Annotated in this window: 24 protein-coding genes, 1 tRNA gene and 1 pseudogene; 14 read left to right on the top strand and 12 right to left on the bottom strand. The window is 73.3% G+C overall.

Going from position 1 to position 25,376, the window contains the following annotated elements; all coding sequences use genetic code 11:
• Window positions 1–60: 60 nt before the first annotated feature.
• The 3 genes from ABZ858_RS05185 to ugpC form a co-directional block, all read right to left on the bottom strand.
• Window positions 61–792 carry a nucleotidyltransferase family protein gene (locus ABZ858_RS05185; protein ID WP_361372754.1) on the bottom strand — a complete coding sequence of 244 codons (732 nt, stop codon included), beginning with the start codon at window positions 790–792 and terminating at the stop codon, window positions 61–63.
• 535 nt (window positions 793–1,327) lie between these two features.
• Window positions 1,328–1,783, bottom strand: coding sequence for a hypothetical protein (locus ABZ858_RS05180; RefSeq protein WP_361372752.1), 456 nt, complete (start codon window positions 1,781–1,783; stop codon window positions 1,328–1,330).
• 275 nt (window positions 1,784–2,058) lie between these two features.
• Window positions 2,059–3,198 carry a sn-glycerol-3-phosphate ABC transporter ATP-binding protein UgpC gene (gene ugpC / locus ABZ858_RS05175; RefSeq protein ID WP_361372750.1) on the bottom strand — a complete coding sequence of 380 codons (1,140 nt, stop codon included), beginning with the start codon at window positions 3,196–3,198 and terminating at the stop codon, window positions 2,059–2,061.
• Between the two features lie 203 nt (window positions 3,199–3,401).
• Between ugpC and ABZ858_RS05170 the strand changes: the two genes are divergently transcribed.
• A tRNA-Thr gene (locus ABZ858_RS05170) sits at window positions 3,402–3,475 on the top strand.
• A 64-nt stretch (window positions 3,476–3,539) separates the two neighbouring features.
• On the opposite strand, the gene ABZ858_RS05165 is transcribed toward ABZ858_RS05170, so the two are convergent.
• Window positions 3,540–5,183, bottom strand: coding sequence for an FAD-dependent monooxygenase (locus ABZ858_RS05165; RefSeq protein ID WP_361372748.1), 1,644 nt, complete (start codon window positions 5,181–5,183; stop codon window positions 3,540–3,542).
• 263 nt (window positions 5,184–5,446) lie between these two features.
• Between ABZ858_RS05165 and ABZ858_RS05160 the strand changes: the two genes are divergently transcribed.
• The 7 genes from ABZ858_RS05160 to ABZ858_RS05130 are packed head-to-tail and all read left to right on the top strand — an operon-like array spanning window position 5,447 to window position 10,743.
• Window positions 5,447–6,589 (top strand): SchA/CurD-like domain-containing protein, encoded by a 1,143-nt coding sequence (locus ABZ858_RS05160; protein ID WP_361372746.1) that lies wholly within the window; start codon window positions 5,447–5,449, stop codon window positions 6,587–6,589.
• Between the two features lie 46 nt (window positions 6,590–6,635).
• A complete protein-coding gene (locus tag ABZ858_RS05155; RefSeq protein WP_361372744.1) occupies window positions 6,636–7,082 on the top strand; it encodes a cupin domain-containing protein in 447 nt (148 codons plus the stop codon).
• Window positions 7,079–8,347: a beta-ketoacyl-[acyl-carrier-protein] synthase family protein gene (locus ABZ858_RS05150; protein WP_361372742.1), complete on the top strand. Its 1,269-nt coding sequence runs from the start codon at window positions 7,079–7,081 to the stop codon at window positions 8,345–8,347. The genes ABZ858_RS05155 and ABZ858_RS05150 overlap by 4 nt, the downstream gene beginning before the upstream one ends.
• Window positions 8,344–9,594: a beta-ketoacyl synthase N-terminal-like domain-containing protein gene (locus tag ABZ858_RS05145; RefSeq protein WP_361372740.1), complete on the top strand. Its 1,251-nt coding sequence runs from the start codon at window positions 8,344–8,346 to the stop codon at window positions 9,592–9,594. Before ABZ858_RS05150 ends, ABZ858_RS05145 begins: the two co-directional genes overlap by 4 nt.
• A 46-nt stretch (window positions 9,595–9,640) precedes the next feature.
• On the top strand, window positions 9,641–9,898 hold the full coding sequence (locus ABZ858_RS05140; protein ID WP_361372738.1) for an acyl carrier protein: 258 nt from the start codon (window positions 9,641–9,643) through the stop codon (window positions 9,896–9,898).
• 1 nt (window position 9,899) lies between these two features.
• Entirely contained in the window at window positions 9,900–10,385 is a 486-nt protein-coding gene (locus ABZ858_RS05135) for an SRPBCC family protein (protein WP_361372736.1), read from the top strand.
• A gap of 25 nt (window positions 10,386–10,410) precedes the next feature.
• Entirely contained in the window at window positions 10,411–10,743 is a 333-nt protein-coding gene (locus ABZ858_RS05130) for a TcmI family type II polyketide cyclase (RefSeq protein WP_361372734.1), read from the top strand.
• 82 nt (window positions 10,744–10,825) lie between these two features.
• Here the strand turns inward: ABZ858_RS05130 and ABZ858_RS05125 are convergent, their stop codons facing one another.
• The 3 genes and pseudogenes from ABZ858_RS05125 to ABZ858_RS05115 form a co-directional block, all read right to left on the bottom strand.
• Window positions 10,826–11,854: a methyltransferase gene (locus tag ABZ858_RS05125; protein WP_361372732.1), complete on the bottom strand. Its 1,029-nt coding sequence runs from the start codon at window positions 11,852–11,854 to the stop codon at window positions 10,826–10,828.
• Between the two features lie 43 nt (window positions 11,855–11,897).
• Complete coding sequence (locus tag ABZ858_RS05120) at window positions 11,898–12,962, bottom strand: right-handed parallel beta-helix repeat-containing protein (RefSeq protein ID WP_361372730.1); 1,065 nt, start codon at window positions 12,960–12,962, stop codon at window positions 11,898–11,900.
• A 79-nt stretch (window positions 12,963–13,041) separates the two neighbouring features.
• Window positions 13,042–13,932: pseudogene (locus ABZ858_RS05115) on the bottom strand (aminoglycoside phosphotransferase family protein).
• 10 nt (window positions 13,933–13,942) lie between these two features.
• Between ABZ858_RS05115 and ABZ858_RS05110 the strand changes: the two are divergent.
• On the top strand, window positions 13,943–14,608 hold the full coding sequence (locus ABZ858_RS05110) for a rhomboid-like protein (protein ID WP_361372728.1): 666 nt from the start codon (window positions 13,943–13,945) through the stop codon (window positions 14,606–14,608).
• A gap of 9 nt (window positions 14,609–14,617) precedes the next feature.
• Window positions 14,618–16,036, top strand: coding sequence for an FAD-dependent oxidoreductase (locus ABZ858_RS05105; RefSeq protein ID WP_361372726.1), 1,419 nt, complete (start codon window positions 14,618–14,620; stop codon window positions 16,034–16,036).
• Between the two features lie 122 nt (window positions 16,037–16,158).
• On the opposite strand, the gene ABZ858_RS05100 is transcribed toward ABZ858_RS05105, so the two are convergent.
• A complete protein-coding gene (locus ABZ858_RS05100; protein WP_361372724.1) occupies window positions 16,159–17,697 on the bottom strand; it encodes a DHA2 family efflux MFS transporter permease subunit in 1,539 nt (512 codons plus the stop codon).
• A 134-nt stretch (window positions 17,698–17,831) separates the two neighbouring features.
• Between ABZ858_RS05100 and ABZ858_RS05095 the strand changes: the two genes are divergently transcribed.
• The gene (locus ABZ858_RS05095; protein WP_361372722.1) at window positions 17,832–18,500 is read left to right on the top strand and encodes a pentapeptide repeat-containing protein; all 669 of its coding nucleotides are present in this window, start codon (window positions 17,832–17,834) and stop codon (window positions 18,498–18,500) included.
• An 8-nt stretch (window positions 18,501–18,508) separates the two neighbouring features.
• Here the strand turns inward: ABZ858_RS05095 and ABZ858_RS05090 are convergent, their stop codons facing one another.
• Complete coding sequence (locus ABZ858_RS05090; RefSeq protein ID WP_361372720.1) at window positions 18,509–19,009, bottom strand: hypothetical protein; 501 nt, start codon at window positions 19,007–19,009, stop codon at window positions 18,509–18,511.
• 111 nt (window positions 19,010–19,120) lie between these two features.
• On the opposite strand from ABZ858_RS05090, the gene ABZ858_RS05085 reads away from it, so the two are divergent.
• A complete protein-coding gene (locus tag ABZ858_RS05085; RefSeq protein WP_361372980.1) occupies window positions 19,121–20,485 on the top strand; it encodes a M1 family metallopeptidase in 1,365 nt (454 codons plus the stop codon).
• Window positions 20,486–20,643: 158 nt separating this feature from the next.
• Here the strand turns inward: ABZ858_RS05085 and ABZ858_RS05080 are convergent, their stop codons facing one another.
• A complete protein-coding gene (locus ABZ858_RS05080) occupies window positions 20,644–21,219 on the bottom strand; it encodes a TerD family protein (protein ID WP_361372718.1) in 576 nt (191 codons plus the stop codon).
• Between the two features lie 218 nt (window positions 21,220–21,437).
• Between ABZ858_RS05080 and arfB the strand changes: the two genes are divergently transcribed.
• Window positions 21,438–21,875: an alternative ribosome rescue aminoacyl-tRNA hydrolase ArfB gene (gene arfB, locus ABZ858_RS05075; RefSeq protein WP_361372716.1), complete on the top strand. Its 438-nt coding sequence runs from the start codon at window positions 21,438–21,440 to the stop codon at window positions 21,873–21,875.
• 193 nt (window positions 21,876–22,068) lie between these two features.
• Here arfB and ABZ858_RS05070 read toward each other — a convergent pair whose 3' ends face one another.
• Window positions 22,069–22,521 carry a GNAT family N-acetyltransferase gene (locus tag ABZ858_RS05070; protein WP_361372978.1) on the bottom strand — a complete coding sequence of 151 codons (453 nt, stop codon included), beginning with the start codon at window positions 22,519–22,521 and terminating at the stop codon, window positions 22,069–22,071.
• A 129-nt stretch (window positions 22,522–22,650) separates the two neighbouring features.
• Entirely contained in the window at window positions 22,651–23,235 is a 585-nt protein-coding gene (locus ABZ858_RS05065) for a flavin reductase family protein (RefSeq protein ID WP_361372714.1), read from the bottom strand.
• Between the two features lie 367 nt (window positions 23,236–23,602).
• Here ABZ858_RS05065 and cdgB point away from each other — a divergent pair, with 367 nt between their 5' ends.
• Window positions 23,603–25,282, top strand: coding sequence for a diguanylate cyclase CdgB (cdgB, locus tag ABZ858_RS05060; protein WP_361372712.1), 1,680 nt, complete (start codon window positions 23,603–23,605; stop codon window positions 25,280–25,282).
• Window positions 25,283–25,376 lie beyond the last annotated feature (94 nt).

The following is a 25,376-nucleotide window of genomic DNA, read 5'->3' as shown; positions in this document are numbered from 1 at the left end:
CTTCGACGTAGGGCTCGCACGTAGGGCTCAGACGCAGGGGACGGTCGAGGTGGCGGGCCGTCACCTGCCCAGCGCGGACAGCTCCTTCGCGGCCTCCGTGAGGTCCTTCGCCGTGTCGATGGCACGCCAGTAGGCGCCCTGCGGGATCGGGAAGCCCGCCAGCCGCAGCTCACGGGCCAGCCGCGGGAACGTGGTGCGCTCGTGGTCGCCCCGCTCCGGGAGCAGGCCGGCGAACTCGGGGGAGAAGACGTAGACGCCCGCGTTGATCTCGAACGTGGAGGGCGGCGCCTCGATGAAGTCCGTGATGTGCCCGAAGCCGTCCGTCTGCACGGCGCCCCACGGGATGCGCGGCCGGGCCAGCGCGAGGGTGGCGACCGCGTCGCGCTCGGTGTGGAAGTCCGCCATGTCGCGCAGCGAGAAACGGGTCCAGATGTCGCCGTTGGTGGCGTACCAGGACCGCTCGGGGTGGGGGAGGTGGGCGGCGGCGAACTTCAGGCCGCCGCCGCGTCCGAGCGGCTCCGTCTCCACGACCGTGGTGACGTGCACGGGCAGCGCAGCCGACTTGAGCCAGTCCTGCAGCACCTCGGCGAGATGGCCGCAGGAGACCACCACGTCCGTGACGCCCTCCTCGGCGAGCCAGGCGAGCTGGTGGCCGATGATCGGGGTGCCCGTGCCGGGGATCTCGACCATCGGCTTGGGCCGGTCGTCGGTGTACGGGCGCAGCCGCGACCCCTGGCCACCGGCCAGGATGACGGCTTGGGTGGGACGGGCCACCGTGTTCGGATGGGTCATGCCCGAACTGTACGTGCCGGTGCGGGGCGGTTCACGACGTGGCGGGGCGGTGCGCGGGGGCGGGGCGGGCGCCGGTGGGTACCGGGCGGAGAGGGCCACGCCGTGCCGTGTCCAGCGGGGGCGGCGGCCGTACGTCGCTGCCTGGGCCGGCGGCGCGAGGGGTACCGGGGCTGTGCGGAGTGCTGCCGGACCGCCGGGCGGCGAAGTGACGGGACCGGCCGGGCGGCAGGCGCCGGCGGGACGGCGTGCGAGGGGCGGTGGCCGTGGCTGGTGGGCCTCCGCCGGGACAGCCGACAGCCGAAGCGGTGCCCGCGCGCGGCCGCGAGCCGTGGAGGACGAGCCAGGGCCCACGGGCCACCAGCCACCGGCCGTGGGTCACCGGCCGCGCGTCACGCGTCGCGAGCCGTGACCCGGGCTGGGCCGCCGCCCGTTCGGCGGCCCCCACACGCGGCTGGGGCCCGGAGGCCCACCGTCGGCGTGTCTCCGGGCCCGGCCCGCTGTGGGCCGTCTGCTGTGGACCGTCTGCTGTGGGCCGTCAGCTGTGGGCTGCCAGGACGCCCGAGGCGAAGGAGGTGTCGCAGACGGGGCGGGCGTAGGACTGCGCGCGGGAGGGGCCGTAGAGGCGGACGGCGGCGCGGCCCAGGGTGCGGGCGATGGAGGCGCAGTGCCCGGCCAGCGACGGGCGGCCGTTGACCGCCTCCTGGAGGTGGGTCAGGGCGACGCCCGGGTCCTTCTCCCGCAGCTCCGTCAGCAACTGGTCGCGCAGCACGTCCTGGGGGGCGCGGGCGCGGGTGCGGGCGGTGGTCCCGGTCACGGACGTGTCGGACGCGGTGAGCACCGAGTTCGAGGGGTTCCCCGACCAGTTGACTCGGGTGACCGCGAGGGTCCCGGAGAGCACCAGGACGACGGGCAGGACGAGGGCGAGGGAGCGGCCGATCCGGCGGGCGGGGCCCCGGCCGCGTCGCGTGGGGTTCGTGGTGGAGTGCTTCACGCGAGTGAGGGTAGCGCCCGGTAATGATTTGGCGACATTTAGTCACCCCTTCGAGGGACGGAAAAGTGCCCGTTTCGGGGCGCCGTGTTGACGCCTGGCGCCCGGAGGATCGGGTGCGCCGGGGTGGCGCGGGGCAGCGGAAAGGGCCCCGCGCCAGTTCGCGGGGCCCTTCTCGTCAACCTGTGTGGAAACCTGGGTGCCGTCCCGGGGATTCCGCCGCGCGCCGCCCGTACGAGTGACACCGGTGGACGCCGCGGGAGGGGCGGCCGGGGGGCTCAGTCCGAGAGGCGCTCGCCCGTGGAGGTCGAGAACACGTGGGTCTCGCCCGGCCGCGGCACGACGTGCACGGTGGCGCCCTTCTCCGGGACCGCGCGGCTGCTGACCCGCACGACGAGGTCCCTCTGCTCGCCGCCGACCTCGACGGTGCCGTAGACGTACCCGTCGGCGCCGGTCTCCTCGACCACGTTGACCGAGACGGCGAGGCCGGCCGGCCGGTCCGCGCTGTCCTTGGTCAGGGAGGCCGCCGCGGCGGCGCCGCCCTGCTCGACCACGTCGAAGTGCTCGGGCCGGACGCCCACGGTGACCGTGCGGTCGCCCTTGTCGGCGGCGGCCTTGAGCGCGTCGCGGTTGACCGGGACCACGCTGTTGCCGAACTTCACGCCGCCGTCGGCGATCGGCACCTCGATGAGGTTCATGGCGGGCGAGCCGATGAAGCCGGCGACGAACAGGTTGGCCGGCTTGTCGTACATGTTGCGCGGCGAGTCGACCTGCTGGAGCAGGCCGTCCTTGAGGACCGCCACCCGGTCGCCCATCGTCATGGCCTCGACCTGGTCGTGGGTGACGTAGACGGTGGTGATGCCCAGGCGGCGCTGGAGCGAGGCGATCTGCGTACGGGTGGAGACACGGAGCTTGGCGTCCAGGTTGGACAGCGGCTCGTCCATGAGGAAGACCTGCGGCTCGCGCACGATGGCGCGGCCCATCGCGACCCGCTGGCGCTGACCGCCGGACAGCGCCTTCGGCTTGCGGTCCAGGTACTCGGTCAGGTCGAGGATCTTCGCGGCCTCCTCGACCTTCTGCCGGATCTCCGCCTTGTTGACACCGGCGATCTTGAGCGCGAAGCCCATGTTGTCGGCGACCGTCATGTGCGGGTAGAGCGCGTAGTTCTGGAACACCATGGCGATGTCCCGGTCCTTGGGCGGCAGGTGGGTGACGTCGCGGTCACCGATGCGGATGGCGCCCGCGTTGACGTCCTCAAGCCCCGCGAGCATCCGCAGCGAGGTGGACTTGCCGCAGCCGGAGGGGCCGACCAGGACGAGGAACTCGCCGTCCGCGATGTCGATCTCCAGCGCGTCGACGGCGGGCTTGTCGGAACCCGGGTAGACACGGGTCGCCTTGTCGAACTGAACAGTGGCCATGGTGAATGGGCCCCCTTCTACCGGCAGGAACGTGCCGGACGATCCGTTGTAGGAAGGTGGTGTAGTCCACACAGGTGAACTGGCACAGGACGGTACCCGGCGTTCACCTGCTCTGTCAGTACTTGAGGGCCCGTGAACTTCGCGGAAATTTTCGACGGGACCGGGTGGGGGCCCGGGTACACTGCACGGACGTGGACGCGCACGCCTCCTTAGCTCAGCTGGTCAGAGCGCCGCTCTTGTAAAGCGAAGGTCGTCGGTTCGAATCCGACAGGGGGCTCGGCGAAAGGCCAGGTCGGAGTAGCTCTGACCTGGCCTTTCACGTTTCTCGGGACCCGTTGGGGTCAGACGCTGCGCAGGACCGCCGCCAGGGTCTCCCGCAGGGTGTCCTCCGGGTCGGGCACCGTGCCCGGTGCGCGCCAGGCGACGAAGCCGTCCGGGCGGACGAGGACCGCGCCGTCGGGTGTGATGCCGTGGGCGCGGGCCCAGTCGGGGGTGTCCTCGCCGGCCGGCTGGGGCTCGGGGGCGAGTTCGGCGCCGAAGCGGTACGACACCAGGGGGACGCCCGTGCCGTCGGCGACGCGCCGGGCCGCGGTGTGCCAGTCGGTGGCCGAGCCGGCGTCGCTGAGCAGGACCGGGGTGCGCTCGTACAGGTCGAGGGTGGAGATCAGGCTGCCGGAGCGGCGTACCCACAGGTGGGGGGCGCGGCCGCCGGGCTCGCCGGTCAGCCGCAGCGCGTCGGGCACGACCTCCTGGCCGGGGTCGGCGCCGACGACCGCGCCCCGCGGGTAGCGGTAGCCGAGGACGACGTTGAGGATGCCGCCGCGCTTGCCGCCGCCGATGCCGGGGGCGGGGGCGAAGCCGGGGTGGCTGTGCTCGACGGAGCGGGCGGAGGCGCGGGCGCTGGTGGCGGCGGCCACCGGGCGGCGCTCGGCGTCGTAGGTCTCCAGGAGGCCGGGGCCGGCCCAGCCGCCGAGCACGGCGGCGAGTTTCCAGGCGAGGTTGTGGGCGTCCTGGATGCCGGTGTTGGAGCCGAAGGCGCCGGTGGGGGACATCTCGTGCGCGGAGTCCCCGGCGAGGAAGACCCGTCCGGCCCCGTAGGCGTCGGCGACGCGTTCGGCGGCGCGCCAGGACGCCTTGCCGGTGATCTCGACGTCGAGGTCGGGGGCGCCGATGGCGCGCCGGATGTGCCGCTGGAGGCGTTCCTCGGTGAACTCGTCGAGGCTCTCGCCGTTCTCGGGGTGCCAGGGGGCGTGGAAGACCCAGTGCTCCTTGTTGTCGACCGGGAGCAGGGCGCCGTCGGCGTCCGGGTGGGTGAGGTAGCAGCAGATGAAGCGGCGGTCGCCCACGACCTCGGCGAGCAGCTTGGACCGGAAGGTGACGCTGACGTTGGCGAACAGGTCGCCGGGGCCGCTCTGGCCGATGCCCAGGGCCCGGCGGACCGGGCTGCGCGGGCCGTCGGCGGCGACGAGGTAGTCGGCGCGGACGGTGTACCGCTCGTCGCTGGCGCGGTCGCGCACGACGGCGGTGACGCCCTCGCCGTCCTGCGCGAAGGACTCCAGCTCGTGGTGGTAGCGCAGGTCGCCGCCGATCGTACGGGCGCCCTGGAGCAGTACCGGTTCGAGGTCGTTCTGGCTGCACAGGCACCAGCCGGTGGGGCTGAACCGCGCCATGCCGCCGCCCGGGTCGATGTGCTTGAACAGCCATTCGCCGGCGTCGCCGACCAGGGTCGGGGTCTGCAGGATGCCGTGGTTGCCGGCGAGCAGGGAGGCCGCGGCCTTGATGTCCTCCTCGACGCCGGCCGTCCGGAACAGTTCCATCGTGCGCACGTTGTTGCCGCGGCCGCGGGGGTGGAGGGAGGTGCCGGAGTGCCGCTCGACCAGCAGGTGCGGCACGCCGAGGCGGCCCAGGAACAGCGAGGTGGACAGGCCCACCAGGGAGCCGCCGACGATGAGGACGGGTACCCGGTGGTCGGCTTCTTGGCGCATCGATGCCTCCAGGGGCGGGGTGCGGATGGGGCGCGCGGGGCGCGGTCGGACGGGCGCGTCGGAGGTTCCATGCCCGGCGCGGAGGCGGTCCGCGTGGGTTCGCGGGGCCAATCACCCGTGTGATCACCCACGTGGTGCACACGAGTCGCGCATTGATCGCAACCGGCACAGGATCGAGATCACGCTGACGTCGCGTCACCCGCGGCCGGCGCCCCTCCCTGTCCCCGCCGATGCCCCGTGAACCACCAAGGAGACGTACGCAGATGACCGCCATCTCTGAGCGTGTTTCAGACCCGACCCCGCAGCAGGCCGCGAAGCGTGTCTCCCAGTCCGTCTTCGACGGCTCCCGGCTCCGCGTCGTCCTGCTGGTGGACGTCTACGACGGCGCCCAGCAGCAGTTCCTTGAGGCGTACGAGCAGATGGGCAAGCAGGTCTCGTCCGTTCCCGGGCACGTCAGCGACCAGCTGTGCCAGTCCATCGAGAACCCCTCCCAGTGGCTCATCACCAGCGAGTGGGAGAGCGCCCCGCCGTTCCTCGCCTGGGTGAACAGCGAGGAGCACGTGCGGATGGTGCAGCCGATGCACAGCTGCATCCGGGACACCCGGTCGCTGCGCTTCCACATCGTCCGGGAGACCGGCGGCGCGGCGACGGGCGCCGCGTCCGGCGAGCGCCGGCTCCAGACGGACCCGCGGATCGGCGACGGCGTGATCCGGCACGCGCTGACCTTCACGGTGAAGCCGGGCAGCGAGCAGAAGGTCGCCGAGCTGCTGGCGAACTACGCGTCGCCCGAGGCGCGGGTCGACGACACCACCCGGCTGTGCCGGACCTCCCTGTTCATGCACGGCAACCGGGTGGTGCGCGCCATCGAGGTGCGCGGCGACCTGCTTGCGGCGCTGCGGCACGTGGCGCGCCAGCCGGAGATCCGGGCGGTCGAGGAGGCCATCAACCCGTATCTGGAGCAGGAGCGGGACTTCGGCGACCAGGAGTCCGTGCGGGTGTTCTTCACCCGGGCGGCGCTGCCCGCCGTGCACCACGTGACCAGCGGCCAGGACATCGAGCAGGCCGAGCGGCACGCGCTGTACTACCCGGCGCGGCCGGGCCAGGGCATGCGGCTGGCCCAGTTGCTGGCCCAGCAGGACGAGCGGGCCGCGGAGGACCCGGCGAGCCCGGTGCTGCGCAGCACGGTCTTCGAGCGGGACGACGTGGTCGTCCGGCTGATCGACGTGCGGGGCGGCCTGGACGCCGACCCGGCCGCCGCGCTGGGACTGGCCGACCCCGCCCGGATGGCGGAGCTGACGAAGCTGCTCGACGAGAGCGCCGCCGAGCAGGACGGCGACCTGGCCCGGCTGCTCACCCTGGCCCGGATGGACCTGGTCACCGACCGCCGCTCCGCGCCGGACGCCTGACCGCTGACGCCGCCCCCAGCCGCCGTACACACCACCGGAGGAAGTCGTGATCAAACCCAGGCCCAGGATCGTCGATCTGAGCGAGACCGAGCCCAACACCAAGCGCGGAGGCGATCTGCGCGCCATGCTCACCCCGGCCACGGTGGGCTCGACCAGCGGTTTCATGGGTGTGGCCCTGGTGCAGCCCGGTGACCGCATCGGTGAGCACTACCACCCGTACTCCGAGGAGTTCGTGTACGTCGTCTGCGGCGAGCTGGAGGTCGACCTGGACGGCGAGCCGCACACGCTGCGGCCCGAGCAGGGGCTGATGATCCCCGCGTACATGCGCCACCGGTTCCGCAACGTGGGTGACGTAGAGGCGCGGCTCGTCTTCCACCTGGGGCCGCTGGCCCCGCGCCCGCAGCTCGGGCACGTGGACACGGAGGGCACCGAGACGGTGCCGGCCGCGGCGGGCGCGGAGGCCGCCGCCGAGGCCGCGGAGGTGCGCTCATGACCCGGCGGGTCGCGGTCACCGGCATAGGCATCGTGGCGCCGGGCGGCATCGGCGCCCCGGCGTTCTGGGACCTGCTGGCCAACGGGCGCACCGCGACGCGGGGCATCACGTTCTTCGACCCGTCCGGTCTCAGGTCCCGGATCGCGGCGGAGTGCGACTTCGATCCGGCGGCGGCGGGACTGGAGCCGGAGCTGGTCGCGCGCTGCGACCGCTACATCCAGTTCGCGCTGGCCGCGGGCCAGGAGGCGGTGCGGGACTCGGGACTCGACCTCGCCGGGGAGAACCCCTGGCGGGTCGGGGTCTCGCTGGGCACCGCGGTCGGCGGCACCACCCGGCTGGAGGAGGACTACGTCCTGGTCAGCCACGGCGGTGAGCGCTGGGACGTGGACCACGAGCGGTCCCAGCCCCACCTGGAGCGGGCGTTCACGCCGAGCACGCTGGCCTCGACGGTGGCGGAGCGGTTCGGGGCGCGCGGCCCGGTGCAGACGGTCTCCACGGGCTGCACCTCCGGGCTCGACGCGGTCGGGTACGCGCTGCACACCGTGGAGGAGGGCCGGGCCGACATCTGCATAGCCGGGGCGTCGGACTCGCCGATATCGCCGATCACGATGGCGTGCTTCGACGCGATCAAGGCCACCTCGCCGAACAACGACGACCCGGCGCACGCCTCGCGGCCCTTCGACAACGACCGTGACGGGTTCGTCATGGGCGAGGGCGGCGCGGTGCTGGTGCTGGAGGAGCTGGAGCACGCCCGGGCGCGCGGTGCGCACGTGTACTGCGAGCTGAGCGGCTACGCCACCTTCGGCAACGCCTACCACATGACCGGCCTGACCAGTGAGGGCCTGGAGATGGCGCGGGCCATCGAGACCGCGCTCGACCACGCCCGGCTGGACGGCTCCGCGATCGACTACGTCAACGCGCACGGCTCCGGCACCCGGCAGAACGACCGGCACGAGACGGCCGCGGTGAAGCGGGCGCTGGGCCACCACGCCTACGACACGCCGATGAGTTCCATCAAGTCGATGGTGGGTCACTCGCTGGGCGCGATCGGGGCGATCGAGGTGGTGGCGTGCGTGCTGGCCCTGGCCCACCAGGCGGTCCCGCCGACCGCGAACTACACGACCCCCGACCCCGAGTGCGACCTGGACTACGTCCCGCGCCTCGCCCGTGAACGGAAGCTGGACAGCGTGCTGTCGGTGGGCAGCGGGTTCGGCGGCTTCCAGTCCGCGGTGATCCTGACCCGGCAGAGGGAGAGGACCCGATGAGCGCACCCGCGAAGCGAGGGGCGGTCGTCACCGGCATCGGTGTCGTCGCGCCCAACGGCACCAGCACCGAGACCTTCTGGAAGTCCACCCAGGAGGGCGTGAACGTCCTGGACCGCGTCACCCGCGAGGGCTGCGAGCAGCTGCCGCTGAAGGTGGCCGGCGAGGTGCGGTCCTTCGATCCCTCGGCCTCGGTCGAGGAGCGCTACCTCGTGCAGACCGACCGGTACACGCACTTCGCGATGGCGGCGGCGGACGCGGCCCTTGAGGACGCCCGGCTGGGCCGGGCCGACACCGACGGCGCGCCGTTCTCGGCGGGCGTGGTCACCGCGGCCGGCTCCGGCGGCGGCGAGTTCGGCCAGCGAGAGCTGCAGAAGCTGTGGGGCAAGGGCAGCCGGTACGTCGGCCCGTGGCAGTCGATCGCCTGGTTCTACGCGGCCAGCACCGGCCAGATCTCCATCCGGCGCGGCTTCAAGGGGCCGTGCTCGGTGGTCGCCGCCGACGAGGCGGGCGGCCTGGACGCCCTCGCGCACGCGGCACGCGCGGTGCGGCGCGGTACGGACGTGATCGTGGCCGGTTCCACGGAGGCGCCGCTCGCCCCGTACTCGATGGTCTGCCAGCTCGGCTACGGCGAGCTGAGCCCGGTGAGCGACCCGGAGCGGGCGTACCGGCCGTTCACCGGGTCGGCGTGCGGGTTCGTGCCCGCCGAGGGCGGGGCGATGCTCGTGGTGGAGGCGGCCGAGTCGGCCCGGGAGCGGGGCGTGCCGGTACGGGCGACCGTGGCCGGGCACGCCTCGACCTTCACCGGCGCCTCCCGGTGGGAGCTGTCCCGGCAGGGCCTGGCGGAGGCGATCCGCGCCGCCCTGGCCGACGCCGGCTGCGCCCCGCAGGAGGTCGACGTCGTCTTCGCGGACGCGCTCGGCGTCCCGGCGGCGGACCGGGCCGAGGCGCTGGCCATCGCCGACGTGCTCGGCGCGCACGGGCGGCGGGTGCCGGTCACCGCGCCCAAGACCGGTACCGGCCGGGCGTACTGCGCGGCCCCGGTGCTGGACGCGGCGGCGGCGGTGCTCGCGATGGAGCACGGCCTGATCCCGCCCACCCCCAACGTCTTCGACATCTGCCATGACCTCGATCTGGTGACCGGCAGCGCGCGTGCCGCGCAGGTGCGCACGGCGCTGGTCCTCAGCCGGGGGCTCATGGGCTCGAACTCGGCGCTGGTGCTGCGGTACGGCACCGCCGACGCCCCCTAGCGGCGCCGGGAGCAACACGCCGGGAGCAACAAGGAGAGGAACTGGCATGAGTGACCGCATCACCGTGGAAGAACTGTCCGAACTCATGAAGAAGGCCGCCGGTATCACCGTCAGCCCGCAGGAGCTGACGGACCGGGCCGACGCTGGCTTCGAGGAGCTGGGCATCGACTCGCTCGGCCTGCTCGGCATCGTGGGCGAACTGGAGAACCGGCACGGCATGCCGATGCCGGCCGACGCGGAGCGCTGCAAGACGCCCCGGAAGTTCCTCGACCTCGTCAACAGCACCCTTCTGGCAGGAGCCTGAGATGGCAGGGCACACGCAGAACGAGATCACCATCGCCGCGCCGGTGGACCTGGTGTGGGAGATGACCAACGACGTGGAGAGGTGGCCGCAGCTGTTCAGCGAGTACGCCTCCGCCGAGATCCTTCGGCAGGAGGGCGCCAAGTGCACCTTCCGGCTGACCATGCACCCCGACGAGAACGGCACCGTGTGGAGCTGGGTCTCCGAGCGGGAGCCGGACCGGGCCACGCTCACCGTCAGGGCGCGCCGCGTGGAGACCGGGCCGTTCGACCACATGGACATCCACTGGCGGTACGAGGAGGTCCCCGGCGGCACCCGGATGGTGTGGACCCAGGACTTCGCGATGAAGCCGGACGCGCCGGTCGACGACGACTGGATGACCGACAACATCAACAAGAACTCCAAGGTCCAGCTGGCCCTGATCCGCGACAAGGTCGAGCAGGCCGCGGCGGCCGGGCGCCGGCCCGAGCCGGCCCTGACCACCGACTGAGCCGGGCGAAGGAAGGACAAGGCCCATGCACCAGGCCCTGATCGTGGCCCGGATGGCCCCGGGCTCGGCCCCGGACATCGCCAAGATCTTCGAGGAGTCGGACCGCGGTGAGCTGCCGCACCTGGTCGGCGTCACCCGGCGCAGCCTCTTCCAGTTCGGCGATGTGTACATGCACCTCGTGGAGGCCGACCGGGACCCGGGCCCGGCCATCGCCGAGGTGGCCCGGCACCCCGAGTTCCGGGACATCAGCGAGCGGCTGACGGCGTACGTCAGCGCCTACGACCCCGAGACGTGGCGCTCGCCGAAGGACGCGATGGCGCGGCGCTTCTACCTCTGGGAGCGCGACGGCCGCGGCTGAGGCCGCCGCCGGACGGACAACGGCCGCCGGACCCGCGACTCGCGGGTCCGGCGGCCGTCGTCGCGCGCGGGGGCGCGGCCGGTCAGGCGGGGACGGTGCAGTCGAAGGCGTGCAGGTAGGGGTTGACCGGGCTGATGTCGTCGATGACCAGGCCGGCCGCCTCAAGGCGGCTCACCATGGACCGGGTGGTGTGCTTGGCGCCGCCGACGTTGAGCAGCAGCAGCAGGTCCATCGCGGTGCTGAACCGCATGGAGGGGGAGTCGTCGACGAGGTTCTCGATGACCACGACCCGCGCCTTGGGGCCGCCGGCCTCCATGACGTTGCGCAGGCAGCGGGCGGTGGAGTCGTCGTCCCACTCCAGGATGTTCTTGATGATGTAGACGTCGGCCCGGACCGGGACGGCCTCGCGGCAGTCGCCGGGCACGATGCTCACCCGGTCGGCGAGCGCGCCGCCCGGCCGCAGCCGCGGGTCGGCGTTGTCCACCACGCGCGGCAGGTCCAGCAGGGTGCCGTGCATCCGGGGGTATTTCTCCAGCAGGCTGGCCACCACATGGCCCTGGCCGCCGCCGATGTCGGCGACCGAGTCGGCCCCGGACAGGTCGAGGAGTTCGGCCACGTCCCGCGCGGACTGCCGGCTGGAGGTCGTCATGGCCCGGTTGAAGACGTCCGCCGACTCGGGGGCGTCCTCGTTGAGGTAGACGAAGAACTCCTTGCCGTACAGGTCCTCGACGACGTTGCGGCCGGTGCGCACCGCCTCGTCCAGCTTGGGCCAGGCGTCCCAGGTCCACGGCTCGGTGCACCACAGGGAGATGTTGCGCAGGCTGTTCGGGTCGTCCTCGCGCAGCAGCCGGGACATCTCGGTGTGCGCGAAGGCGCCGTCGGGGCGCTCCTCGAAGACGCCGTAGCAGGCCAGCGCCCGCAGCAGGCGGCGCAGCGGCTTCGGTTCGGTCTTCACCGCGGCGGCGAGGTCCTCCGCGTTCATGGGGGAGTCGCCGAGCGCGTCGGCCACGCCGAGGCGGGCCGCCGCGCGCAGGGCGGCGGCGCACGCCGCCCCGAACACGAGCTCCCGCAGCCGCATGGACGGCGGTGGGGCGGTCTGAGCGGTCGTCATGTGCCGCCTTCCTTCCTTGGGGTTCGACGGATCGCCGGGTGGTTCAGCACAGTCCCGCGGGCCTGGAGGCCGCGCAGGAGTTGTCGCGGAAGGTGTTGCCGCGCTGGGCGCTCTCCTGGTCGACCAGGTCGGCGGGGGCGTTGCCCTCCAGCGCGTTGCCGCTGATCAGGTTGTTGTCGCTGGTGGCGCCGACGAAGCTCTTGTAGAGCACGATGCCGCCGGACAGCGGGGAGGTGCCCGAGTTCTGGGCGACCGTGTTGTCGGTGATCTCGCTCTTCTCGGCGCCGGTCAGCACGATGCCGGAGCCTTGCAGGAAGGGCAGCCGCTCGGTCTTCGCGCAGTACTTGTTGTTCTGCACGACCCGGTTGTCGCGCACGGTGACCGCGCCGGCCTTGGGCTTGTTCTCGTCGCCGACGACGAACACGCCCGCGCAGTTGCCGGTGATCTCGTTGGCGGCCACCGTGAGGTCGCGCAGCCGGCGCACGGTGACGCCGATCCGGTTGCCCACCAGCAGGTTGTGGGAGATCAGCGTCTCCTTGCTGTCGGCGGCGCCCTGCTCGGCGGTGATCGTGTTGGCCAGGAAGAGACCGGCGTCGCCGTTGTCGCGGGCGGTGTCGCCCTCGTACGTGCTGTGCTCGGAGCGCTCCTCGGCGAAGCCCCACACGGTGTTCTTCTCGGACGTCACGTGCCGCACGGTCAGCCCGTCGGCGCCGACGGCGACCAGTCCGGCCCGGGGGTAGCCGGTGAGCCGCAGCCGGGAGACGGTGACCCCCATGAGGCGCTTGCTCTTGGTGCCCGCCACGCAGATGCCGTTGCCCCGCTTGCCGCAGTCGCCGGTGGCCTTCGCGGCCGGTTCGAGGACGGTGGAGCGGCCCATGCCCCGCAGGGTCAGGCCGGGCGTGGTGATCCTGACGCTCTGGCGGTAGGTGCCGGACAGCACCAGCACGGTGTCGCCGGGCCGGGCGGAGTCCACCGCCTTCTGGATCGATTCGCCCGGGTGCACCAGGAGCGTGCGCGCGAAGGAGGCGGGTGCCGCGGCGGCGACGCCGGAGCCGACGAGCGCTGCGGCGCTGACGCCGACCAGCAGAGAGATGTGGCGTTTCGTCATATTCTGTACGCTATGACCTGATGACCCGTTGGACTGCCGGATGGGCCGTCCGGCGGCGTGTCACGCGGGCGGCGCCGTTTCAGCGGCGCAGCGCCCGGCCGATCTCCAGTCGCCCGGCCTCCAGGGGCCGGCCGTCCTCGATCTCCCACAGGCGGTTCCGCGGCACCCGCCCGAGCGTCCAGGCGCGGGCCCGCTCCCGGTCCAGGCCGAGCCGCGCGGTCAGCGCGTCCAGGCGCCAGCGGATCTCGGCGGGGTCGTAGCGGTTGCCGAGCGCGGGCAACAGCTCGAAACCGGGGTCGCCGGCCAGCGGTCTCGGGTCGATGGCGAGCCAGGGCGCGCGGTCGGCGCCCAGGACGTGCCGTAATGCAGGTCCCAGTGCGGCAGCCGGTCGCCGGGGGCGTCGGCCACCTCGCGCACGGCGGCCGCGCAGTCGGCGAGCAGCCGCCGGTCGGCGGGGTCCGGGACGTGGGCCAGGGCGTCCGGCACCTGCTCCGGCATCGCCCGGGCGATGCCCTCCAGCCGCCGGGTGCCCGGCGGGGCGGGCCGGGCGGTGAGCCGGGCGAGCAGGTCACCGACGACCCCGACGGCCGCGCGGGCGTCCGGCAGGTCCGACAGCGTCCGGGACGCGTCAAGGCGCTCCAGCGGCAGAGTGCAGGTGGGTTCGTCGTACGCCGGCAGCCGTACGGCCCCGTCGCCGTCCCAGGCGCCGAGCGCGACCGGCTCACCCGCGCTCTCCTCGTCCCGGGGCTGGAGCTTGAGCACGGCCCGGTCGCGGCCGGCCCGCACCACCGGCAGGACCAGCGCGCACCCCGCCGTACCTCGGCGGGCCGTCCGGACGCAGGCCCCACCGGCGCAGTAAGCGCGCCGCCCGCGCGGGCGGCTCCGCGACGAACGCCCGGCCCGCCGCACCGCTGAATTTCGCCTGGGACGCGGCCGGCTCGGCGGGCACCTCGATCACTCCGCCGACCATACTGGCGCCTGTGGACGCGGTCATCCGACTTCGGCGCGGGCTTCGGGCGGTGGTGGCGTACGTGCGCGGCGCCCCGGGCACGTACGTGTGGCTGCTGATCCTGTTCGTCACCACCGTCGCCCTGCACCACATGTCACCGGCGTTCGAGGCGGACTTCCTGCGCCAGCGCTCCACCAACATCCACGAGCTGTCGGACAGCCCGCTGCGGGTACTGGTCGCCAGCGCCATGTGGATCCCGGGCGGCCGCTGGCTGCCGTACGCGGTGCTCTACACGGTCTTCCACGCGCAGGCCGAGCGCTGGCTGGGCACCCTGCGCTGGCTGGCGGTGTGCGTGGCCGCGCACGTGCTGGCCACGCTGATCAGCGAGGGCGCGCTGCTGTGGGCGATCGAGAGCCGGGTGGCGCCCGCTTCCGCCGTCAACAGCCTCGACGTGGGCGTCAGTTACGCGCTGGCCGGAGTCGTCGGGGTGCTCACCTACCGGCTGCCGCGGCCCTGGCGGTACCTGTACCCGGCCGCCGTGCTGGTCTTCTTCGGGATGCCGCTGCTGACCGGGCGCACCTTCACCGATCTCGGGCATTTCACCGCCGTACTGATCGGCCTGGCGTGCTATCCGCTGGTCAGGGGCCCGGAAAAAGCACGGAATCCGAAGGAGACACCGGCCCCCTCCAGGCGTTAGCGTCCGGCCATGAGCAGCTCGGCAAACGCCGCCGGGGGCGGCTTCGTGAACGGCGGCATCTCCTTCTGGTTCGCCGGTGACGGCCTGCCCGCGGCGCGGGAGCCGCTGACCGGGGACGCGAGCGCCGACGTGGTGATCGTCGGCGGCGGGTACACCGGCCTGTGGACCGCGTACTACCTGAAGAAGGCCGCGCCCTTCTTGCGGATCACCGTCCTGGAGCAGAAGTTCTGCGGCTACGGCGCCTCCGGCCGCAACGGCGGCTGGCTCTACAACGGCGTCGCCGGCCGCGACCGGTACGCGCGGCTGCACGGCCACGAGGCCGCCGTCCGGCTCCAGCGGGCCATGAACGACACCGTGGACGAGGTGATCCGCGTCGCCGCCGAGGAGGGCATCGACGCCGACGTGCACAAGGGCGGGGTGCTGGAGGTGGCCCGCACCCCGGCGCAACTGGCCCGGCTGCGGGAGTTCCACGCGCACGAGCTGGCATACGGCGAGCAGGACCGCGAGCTGTACGGCGCCCGGGAGACGGCCGGCCGGGTCCGGGTCGCGGACGCGGTGGGTTCCACCTGGACCCCGCACGGCGCCCGGCTGAACCCGGCCAAACTGGTCAAGGGCCTGGCGGCGGCCGTCGAGGCGCTGGGCGTCACGCTGCACGAGGCCACCCCGGTCACCGAGATCCGCCCGGGTCACGCGGTCACCCCTTACGGCACCGTCCGCGCCCCCTACGTGCTGCGCTGCACGGAGGGCTTCACCGCCTCCCTCAAGGGCCAGCGGCGCACCTGGCTGCCGATGAACTCCTCGATGATCGCCACCGAGCCGCTGACCGGCGCGCAGTGGGCGGCGCTCGGCTGGGACGGGCGCGAGACGCTGGGCGACATGGCGCACGCCTACATGTACGCCCAGCGCACCGCCGACGATCGGATCGCGCTCGGCGGGCGCGGGGTGCCGTACCGCTTCGGCTCGCGCACCGACAACGACGGCCGCACCCGGCGGGAGGCCGTGCGGGCGCTGCGCGACATCCTCGTCGCCTTCTTCCCCGCCCTGGCCGGGGTGCGGATCGAGCACGCCTGGTCCGGGGTGCTCGGCGTGCCGCGCGACTGGTGCGCGACCGTCACCCTGGACCGCACCAGCGGCCTGGGCTGGGCCGGCGGCTACGTCGGCTCGGGCGTCGCCACCGCCAACCTCGCCGCCCGCACCCTGGCCGATCTGGTGCGGCTCGACTCCGGGCAGGGGGGCGCGACCCCGCTCACCGGGCTGCCCTGGGTCGGCCACAAGGTCCGCAAGTGGGAACCGGAACCGCTGCGCTGGCTGGGCGTGCAGGGCATGTACGCCACCTACCGCGAGGCCGACCGGCGCGAACAGGCCGGCCACGGCGCCCGCTCCTCCCGGCTGGCCCTCCTCGCCGACCGGGTGGCCGGCCGGCACTGACGGCCGCCGCAGGAGGAGGGCCCCGGGTGCGAACTCGGGACCCTCCCTGCCCCTCGCGGGCTCTGGTACGTCTGCCCCGCCCCGCGGGCTCACACCACCCGTCTCGGGCACCGCCGCCGGGCTCACACCACCGTCTCGGGCACCGCCGTCCCGGCCGGGGTGCTGTGCTTGGGGGCCCGCGCGGTCACCATGAAGCCCGCGACCAGCCCGGCGAGCAGCATCACGGCCGCCGCCCACCAGATGGCCACCGTGTACCCGTGCACGATCCCCTCGGGCACCACCCGGGCCCGGTCGGCCGGGCCGCGCAGGTGCGCGGTGATGTACGCGGCGCTGCTGGTGGTGGCGACCGTGTTGAGCAGCGCGGTGCCGATCGAACCGCCGACCTGCTGCGCGGTGTTCACGGTCGCGGAGGTCACCCCGGAGTCCTGCGGGGCGACGCCCGCGGTGGCCGTGGCGAACACCGGCATGAAGGTCAGCCCCATGCCCAGGCCCATCAGCAGCAGCGCGGGCAGCACCTCGGTGGTGTACCGGGAGGTGACCGTCAGCCGGGTCAGCAGCAGCAGTCCGGCGGCCGCGAGGAGCATCCCGGGGACCATGAGGGCGCGCGGTGCCGCGTGGTGCAGCAGCCGGGCCGAGACCTGGGTGGAGCCGACGACGATCGCGGCGGTCAGCGGCAGGAACGCCAGTCCGGTGCGCAGCGGCGAGTAGCCGAGGATCTCCTGGAGGTAGTAGGTCATGAACAGGAACAGCCCGAACATGCCGATCACGGCCAGCAGCATGGTCAGGAAGCAGCCGGACCGGTCGCGGTCGCGCAGCACCCGCAGCGGCAGCAGCGGCACCGGCGCCCGGCCCTGCCACCACACGAACGCCCCGAGCAGCACCACGCCGCCCGCGAACAGGCCGAGCACCAGCGCATCCGTCCAGCCGCGCGGCTGGGCCTCGCTGAACCCGTAGACCAGGGCGACCAGGCCGCCGCAGCCCAGCACCGCGCCCGGCACGTCCAGGCGGGCGCCCGCCGTGCCCGGCCGGTCGTGCAGCAGCGCGAACGCGCCGAGCACGGCGACGACCGCGATGGGCACGTTCACGTAAAGGCACCAGCGCCAGTTCAGGTACTCGGTCAGCAGGCCGCCGACGAGGAAGCCGATCGCCGAGCCGCTGCCCGCCAGCGCGCCGTAGATGCCGAACGCCTTGCCGCGCTCACGCGGGTCGGTGAAGGTCGTGGTCAGCAGGGACAGCGCGGACGGGGCGAGGACGGCGGCGAACGCGCCTTGCAGCGCCCGGGCGCCGAAGAGCATCCCGGAGGAGGTGGCCGCGCCGCCGAACGCGGAGGCCGCGGCGAAGCCGGTCAGGCCGGTCACGAAGGTCCGCTTGCGCCCCGCCAGGTCGGCGATCCGGCCGCCCAGCAGGAGCAGGCCGCCGAAGGCCAGGGTGTAGGCGGTGATGACCCACTGGCGGTTCGCGTCCGACATGTGCAGGGCGCGCTGCGCCGAGGGGAGCGCGATGTTCACGATGGTCGCGTCCAGCACGACCATCAGCTGGGCGATCGCGATCACCACCAGCCCCCACCAGCGGTGCGACTCGGCGGCGGGCCGGGCGTGACGCGGACGGTGGCCGTGTCGGTGGCGCAGGAGCGAGGATTCACCTTTTCGGGTGACACTCATCCCGTCAGAACATCATGAATCGGCACATACCGCATCCGCAGTCCGGGCGCGGTCCGGTCGCGGTCCGGCCGCCTCCCCCGGCCCGCTGTCAGTGGCGGGGTGCAGGATGGGGACATGGTGAGGAGAGCGGGGACATGGTGAGGAGAGCGGCCGGGGTGAAGGCGGCGCGACGGCCCGAGCTGCGGCTGCCCGCGCTGGAGGCGTACGACGGCGGGGGCCTGGAGCCCGACGGGGACTACGACGGGCTGGAGTTCGCGCACAGCGACCTGGCCGGGCAGGACGGCGCGGGCGCCCGGTTCATGGACTGCGCGCTGCGCGGCTGCGCCCTGGACGAGACCTCGCTGCGCCGCGCCCGCCTGCTCGACTCGGTCCTCACCGGCGTACGGGGGGTGGGCACCGAGCTGGCCGAGGCGACCCTGCGCGATGTCGAGCTGGTCGACGCCCGGCTCGGCGGGACGCGGCTGCACGGGGCGGTCCTGGAGCGGGTGTGGGTCCGAGGCGGCAAGATCGACTATCTGAACCTGCGCGACGCGAAGCTGCGGGACGTGGTCTTCGAGGGCTGCGTCCTGGTCGAGCCGGACTTCGCCGGGGCCCGCCTGGAGCGGGTCGAGTTCGTGGACTGCGTGCTCAAGGGCGTGGACCTCGGCGGCGCGGCGCTCACCGACGTGGACCTGCGCGGCGCCGCCTCGCTGGAGATCGCGCGCGGCGTGGACCGGCTGGCGGGCGCGGTGATCAGCACCGGCCAACTGCTCGACCTGGCCCCCGTGCTGGCGGCGGAGCTGGGGCTCAGGGTGGAGGACTGACGGCCGGGTCAGGGCAGCCGGGGGAAGCGGGCCTGGAGGGTCCAGACGGCCGGGTTCTCCGCGAGGTCCTCGTGCAGGTCGCACAGGTCGGCGATCAGGTCGTGCAGGAAGTCCCGGGCCTCCCGGCGCAGCGCGGCGTGGGAGAAGGGCAGCGGGGCCTCCTCGGCCGGCATCCAGTCGGCCTCGATGTCCACCCAGCCGAAGCGGCGCTCGAAGAGCATCCGGTCGGTGGACTCGGTGAAGTCCAGCTCGGCCCGCTGGGGGCGCGACGCCCGGGAGCCGGCCGGGTCCCGGTCCAGCCGCTCCACGATGTCGCACAGCGCCCACGCGAAGTCCAGCACCGGCACCCAGCCCCAGGACGTGGCCACTTCCCGGTCCGACTCGGTGTCGGCCAGATACACGTCCCCGCAGAACAGGTCGTGGCGCAGCGCGTGGACGTCCGCGCGGCGGTAGTCCGTCTGCGGCGGGTCGGGGAAGCGGTTGGAGAGGGCGTAGCCGATGTCGAGCACGTACGCGATGGTGTCATGGCCGCCGCATAGGATCGCACCGTGTACCGAACCGCACCGGCCGTCCGGGCCGCACGCGTTGCCCGGGCCGCACGGGTTGCCCGGGCCGCCGCCGTGTCGCTGCTGCTCGTCCTGCCCCTGGCCGCCTGCGACAGCGGGGTGCGCGGCACCCCGGGCGGCTCCGGCCTGCACGACCCGTACTTCCCCAAGGCGGGCAACGGCGGTTACGACGTCACCCATTACGACCTCGCCCTGGACTACGACCCGGCCCACCGCCGGCTCACCGGCACCGCGGTGATCCAGGCCCGCGCCACCCAGGACCTGTCCGCCTTCGACCTCGACCTGTCGGGCCTGGAGGTCCGGGCGGTGAGCGTCGAGGGCAAGGACGCCCGGTTCAGCCGGGCCGGCCAGGAGCTGACCGTCCGGCCGCACGACGACCTGGACGAGGGCGAGACGTTCAGCGCGACCGTCCGCTACTCGGGCACCCCGCGGACCGTCACCGACGCCGACGGCGCGAAGGAGGGCTGGCTGCCCACCGGCGACGGCGCGCTGGCCCTCGGGGAGCCGGTCGGCTCGATGGCGTGGTTCCCGGGCAACGACCACCCCTCGGACAAGGCCACGTACGACATCGCCGTCACCGTGCCCGCCGCGCTGCGGGCCGTCTCCAACGGCGAGCTGAAGAGCGACACGGTCACCGGGGGCCGCCGGACGGCCCGTTGGCACGTCGGCGAGCCGATGGCGACCTACCTCGCCACGGTCGCGATCGGCGACTTCGAGGTGGAGACCTCCACCCTCGACGACGGCCTGCCGGTCTACGTCGCCGTCGATCCCTCCCTGGCCGCGGCGAGCGCCCCCGTGCTCGCGAAGATCCCCGAGATCATGGAGTGGGCGCAGGACAACTTCGGCCCGTACCCCTTCTCCTCCACCGGCGCCGTGGTCGACCGCGTCGACGGCGTCGGCTACGCCCTGGAGACCCAGAACCGGCCCTCCTTCCCCGCCGCCCCCGACACCACCACCCTCGTCCACGAACTCGCCCACCAGTGGTACGGCGACTCCGTCACCCCCAGGAGCTGGCGGGACATGTGGCTCAGCGAGAGCTTCGCGACCTACGCGGAGTGGCTGTGGGCCGAGGACCACGGCGGCCGGAGCGCACAGCAGACCTTCGAGACCGTCTACCGCGGCGAGGGCGACAACGGCACCGACATCTGGGACTTCCCGCCGGGCCGGCCCAGCAGCGCCGCCCACATCTCGGAGGCGCCGGTGTACGACCGCGGCGCGATGGTCCTGCACAAGATCCGCCGGACGGTCGGCGACGACGCCTTCTACGACATCGTCCAGGGCTGGGCCGCCGCCCACCGGCACGGCAACGCCTCCACCGCCGACTTCACGTCGTACGTCGAGAAGCGGGCCCCCGGCAAGGACTTCAGCGGCATCTGGCGGGTCTGGCTGTACGGGAACGGCAAGCCGGCGCGTCCCTGACCGGCGGCCGCCGGCGTCTCACAGCCCGCTGCGCGGCGCCACGCACGGCCGGCGCGGCGCCCGGTCCTCGACGAGGGCCGCCACCTGGCAACGTGCCGGCCCCGGCCCCACGCGGACGCGGGACCGGGGCCGGCACGGAAGTTCTGGCGCGACCGTCCTCAGACGTTCACACCGAAGTCCTGGGCGATGCCCACCAGGCCCGAGGCGTAGCCCTGGCCGACCGCGCGGAACTTCCACTCCGCGCCGTTGCGGTACAGCTCGCCGAAGACCATGGCGGTCTCGGTGGCGGCGTCCTCCGACAGGTCGTAGCGGGCGATCTCGGCGCCGCCGGCCTGGTTGACGATGCGGATGTAGGCGTTGCGGACCTGGCCGAAGTTCTGGCCGCGGTTCTCCGCGTCGTAGATGGAGACCGGGAAGACGACCTTGTCGACGTCGGCCGGGAGCCCGGCCAGGTTGACGTTGATCGCCTCGTCGTCGCCGGCGCCCTCACCCGTGAGGTTGTCGCCGGTGTGGACGATGGAGCTGTCCGGGGTCTGCTTGTTGTTGAAGAACACGAAGTGGGCGTCGGAGTACACCTTGCCCTGGGTGTTGACCGCGATCGCCGAGGCGTCCAGGTCGAAGTCCGTGCCGGTGGTGGTGCGGACGTCCCAGCCGAGGCCCACGGTGACGGCGGTCAGGCCCGGGGCTTCCTTGGTGAGCGAGACGTTGCCGCCCTTGGACAGGCTTACAGCCATTGTTGGGAGTCCCTTCCCTCGTTGCGTGTACGGACGAAGCTACCGCCACCTCCAAGAACGCCGAGAGGGGTCCCCATGGTTCCTGACGGCTTTACCTTTTTTGCCAAACCGGGCTCGAACGGCCCCGGACCTGCCGCCGCCGGGTCCGGGCGCGCCGCTGCCGGGAGCGAAGACCCGGTGAGAAAACCCGGTGACGTGGGCCGGTCCCGGGCGGGAACATGGACGGCATGTCCGGTCCCCATGTCATCCGCGGTTCCGTCGCGCTCCCCGAAGCCGAGCTGGCCTGGCGCTTCTCGCGGTCCTCGGGGCCCGGCGGACAGCACGTCAACACGAGCGACTCGCAGGTCGAGCTGCGCTTCGACCTGGCGCACACCGAGTCCCTGCCCGAGGTGTGGAAGGAGCGCGCGCTGCGGCGGCTGGCCGGCCGGCTCGTCGACGGGGTGGTCGTGGTCCGCGCCTCCGAGCACCGCTCCCAGTGGCGCAACCGCGAGGCCGCCGCCGTACGCCTGACCGCCCTGCTCGCCGAGGCGACCGCGCCCCCGCCCAAGCCCCGCAGGCCCACCCGGATCCCGCGCGGCATCAACGAGCGGCGGCTGCGGCAGAAGAAGCAGCGCTCGGACACCAAGCGGGGCCGCTCGGGCCGCGACTGGTCGTAGGGCGGCGTACGGACGCAGGACGGCGAACGGACGTAGGCCGGCGTACGGACGTAGGCGGGCGTACGGACGTAGGCCGCCCTCCGGGCGTAGGCGGGCGTACGGACGTAGGCCGCCCTCCGGGCGTAGAACAGCGAGCGCGCGCAGGACGGCGGCCGGCCCGGAGACCGGGCCCGGCGCTCCCCCCCGGCCGCCCTCACCCCGCCGCGTCGTCCGTGAGGTCCAGCACGCCCACCGTCTGGCCCCCGCTGCGCTCGCCGTTCGGGCGGAAGCCGAGGCCGAGGTAGAAGCCCTCCGGGCCGTCCGGGCCCGGGTGCCAGGTCACGTGCAGCTGCGTGCCGCCGCGGCGGCGGATCTCCGCGGCGACCTGTGCGACGGCGAACCGGCCGTAGCCGCGCCCCTGTTCGCCGGCCGCGATGTTCAGCCGCCACAGGCCCGAGCGGATCGCGCTGCCGTCCTGGTGCCAGTCGATGCCGAGGAAGGCCATGAGGAAGCCCACCGGACGCCCGCCGTCGGTGATCAGCCGCGGCCAGGCGATGCCCGGATACGCGTACGCCTCGGCGAGGGACTTCACGACCGGCGCGACCGCGTGCTCCTGGTCGGGGCGGACGCGGACGCCGAGCGCGGCGTCGAGGTTGTCCGGGGTGATCTCTTCGAGACGCGGCCGGGACGTGTGAGCGGGGGCGGGGGCGGGGGCGGCGGCGCCGGGGGCCGTGTCACTGGAGGTCACCCGCGCACCGTAGAGCGGCCGGCCGGTGCGCCGCCACCGGATTCCGCCTCACCCCAGGTGCCGGTACCGCCCCTGGAAGTACAGCAGCGGGCCGCCGTCCGCGCCCGGCAGCCGTGCCGACAGGACGCGGCCGACGACCAGGGTGTGGTCGCCCGCCGTCACCCGCTGCTCGGTGCGCAGCTCCAGGGTGGCCAGGGCGCCGGAGACCAGCGGGGCGCCGGAGATCTCGCCGCGCGCGCAGGGGAGGTCCGCGAAGAGCAGCCGGTCGCTGATGCGGCCCTTCATGGCGAACCGGCCGGCGATCTGGCGCTGGCTCTCGGCCAGCACGGACACCGCCCACAGCGGCTGCTCGGCGAGCAGGTCGTCCATGCGGGAGCCCTCGCGCAGGCTGACCAGGGCGAGCGGCGGGTCCAGGGAGACCGACAGGAAGGCCGTCGCGGTCATGCCCACGTCCTCGCCGGCCGGCGCCGCCGGGTCGTCGGGGTCGAGCGGCGGCTCCTGGGCGGTCACCAGGACCACGCCCGCGGCCAGCCGGGACATCGCGGCACGGAACTCCTCGTCGGTCACCCCCTCAGCATGCCCGCAGGGGGCGGCGGCAGCGGGGGAGGACGGCACGGCGGAAGTGTTCAGCACACGTCAACGCTAGTCACGGACCCGCCGCCCGCGCATCGGCCCCTGGCCCGAACCGGGGCCTAGGACCTCGGACCCACCCCGTGCCGGCGGCCACCGCCCGAACCTGTGATTCCGCTCCGCCCGGCGGCCGGTTCGTGCATCATGTCCGCACATCCGCAAGGTTTCCGTGCGGCCAACGTGACGGAAAAAAGCAGAAACTCTACACAATTGCTCATGTTCTGATGTGACTTGAGTCACAAGGGACATGAATTGTTGACCCTGTGTACCGAGTGGGCTTCGCGCTGTGATTCAGTGGCGGGGACCGCACGGAACGAAACGCCGAAGAGCACCCTTTGATGCGCTGCGAGGTCTCGGGGGGAGGGCGAGCATGGAGACCGAGTCGGAACCGTACGTCCGTCTTGCGACCCTGCGCCAGCTGCACCAGGTCATGGCGGACATGAACACCGCGCGGAGCCTGGCGGACACGCTCCAGACCGTCGCCGACGGCGTCGTCACCGGCCTCGGCTACGAACTGGCCTGCGTCAACCTCGTCCGCCCCGACGGCGACCTCGTGGTCGCCGCCTTCTCCGGCAACCCCGCCGCCGAGGCCCTCATCACCGGCCGGGTGGGCTCCCGCGAGTCCTGGGAGCGCCGGCTCACCATGGGCGAGAACTGGGGCGATCTGGTCTTCATACCCCACACCGAGGGCTGGGTCCTCGACGACGACGACGTCCCGCAGTGGTACACCGACGGGCCCGCCCCCCGCTTCGAGGACGAGTGGCACCCCTGCGACCGGCTGTTCGCCCCGATGTACGTGCCCGGCGCGCCCGGCGGCCCCTCCGGCGAACTGCTCGGTGTGCTCTCCGTGGACCGCCCCCGCAACGGCCGCCGGCCCGGCGCCTGGGGCCGTGAGGCCCTCCAGGTCTACGCCTTCCAGGCGGCCATCGCGATCAGCAACGCCCGGCTGCGCGCCAACATGCAGCGCGCCCTGGTCCGCCTGGAGCGCGAGCAGCAGGCCCTGCGCGCCAGCGAGGAGAGCTTCCGCCAGGCCTTCGAGTACGCCCCCTCCGGCATGGCCATCGCCGAGATGGGCGGCGACCAGCACGGCCGGCTGCTGCGCACCAACGACGCCCTGTGCCGCCTGCTGGGCCGCCCCGCCTCCGCGATGCGCCGCTACTCCTTCTCCGACCTCGTGCACCCCGAGGACATCGGCACCCTGCTGCGCACCTCCGCCGAGGGCGGCCGCGCCGAACTGCGCCTGGGCCGCCGCGACGGCAGCTACGTCTGGGTGTCCCTGCGCAACTCCGTCGTCGCCGACGCCGCCGACGGCCCCCGCTTCCTGCTCACCCACGTCGAGGACATAGAGGAGCGCAAGCGCCGCGAGCTGCACCTCGCCCACCGCGCCTCGCACGACTCCCTCACCGGCCTGCCGAACTCCGCCGAGCTGCGCTCCCGGCTGTCCGCCCGGCTCTGCCGGCGCGCCCAGCCCGCGGTCCCCGGCGAACTCGGCTCCCTGGACGCGGCCTACGGCCACCCGGCCTTCGACACCGGCGACCACGGCTTCGACGCCGGTGACCACGGCTTCGACTTCGTCCCCGGCGCGCCGGCGTACGACGCCTACGACCGCCATGTGCACACCATCGCCCCCGAGGACGGCCGCGACGACGGCGCCAAGGGGCTCGCGGTGCTCTTCTGCGACCTGGACGGCTTCAAGTCGATCAACGACCGGTTCGGGCACAACGCGGGCGACGCCGTCCTCATCGAGGTGGCCCGGCGGCTGAGCAACGGCGTGCGCGACGGCGACACCGTGGCCCGGCTCGGCGGCGACGAGTTCGTGATCCTCGCCGACGGCCTCGGCCGTGCCGACGCCCAGGACCTGGCCGTACGGCTGCGCAACGAGATCATCCAGCCGATCCGCGCCGAGGGCCGGGCCGTGCGCGTCGGCGCCAGTTTCGGCATCGGCTGGGCGCACTGCGGCATGACGGCGGACGAAGTGCTCAAGTCCGCCGACGAGCGGATGTACGTCGAGAAACGATCTCGTCCCAGACAGCATCGCCGGGCCGGCTGATCCGCAGGTCAGCGCCGAGGTGCGGGGTGAGCCCCCCGTTCGGGCCCACGGGAGCGGGTAGGCTCGTCCAATCTCACGACGTACCGCATCCGAC

It is taken from the genome of Streptomyces sp. NPDC047017, from assembly GCF_040644175.1.
Lineage (GTDB): Bacteria > Actinomycetota > Actinomycetes > Streptomycetales > Streptomycetaceae > Streptomyces.
The sequence above is the reverse complement of the archived record's forward strand: the minus strand, read 5'-3'. Positions and strand labels throughout refer to the sequence as shown.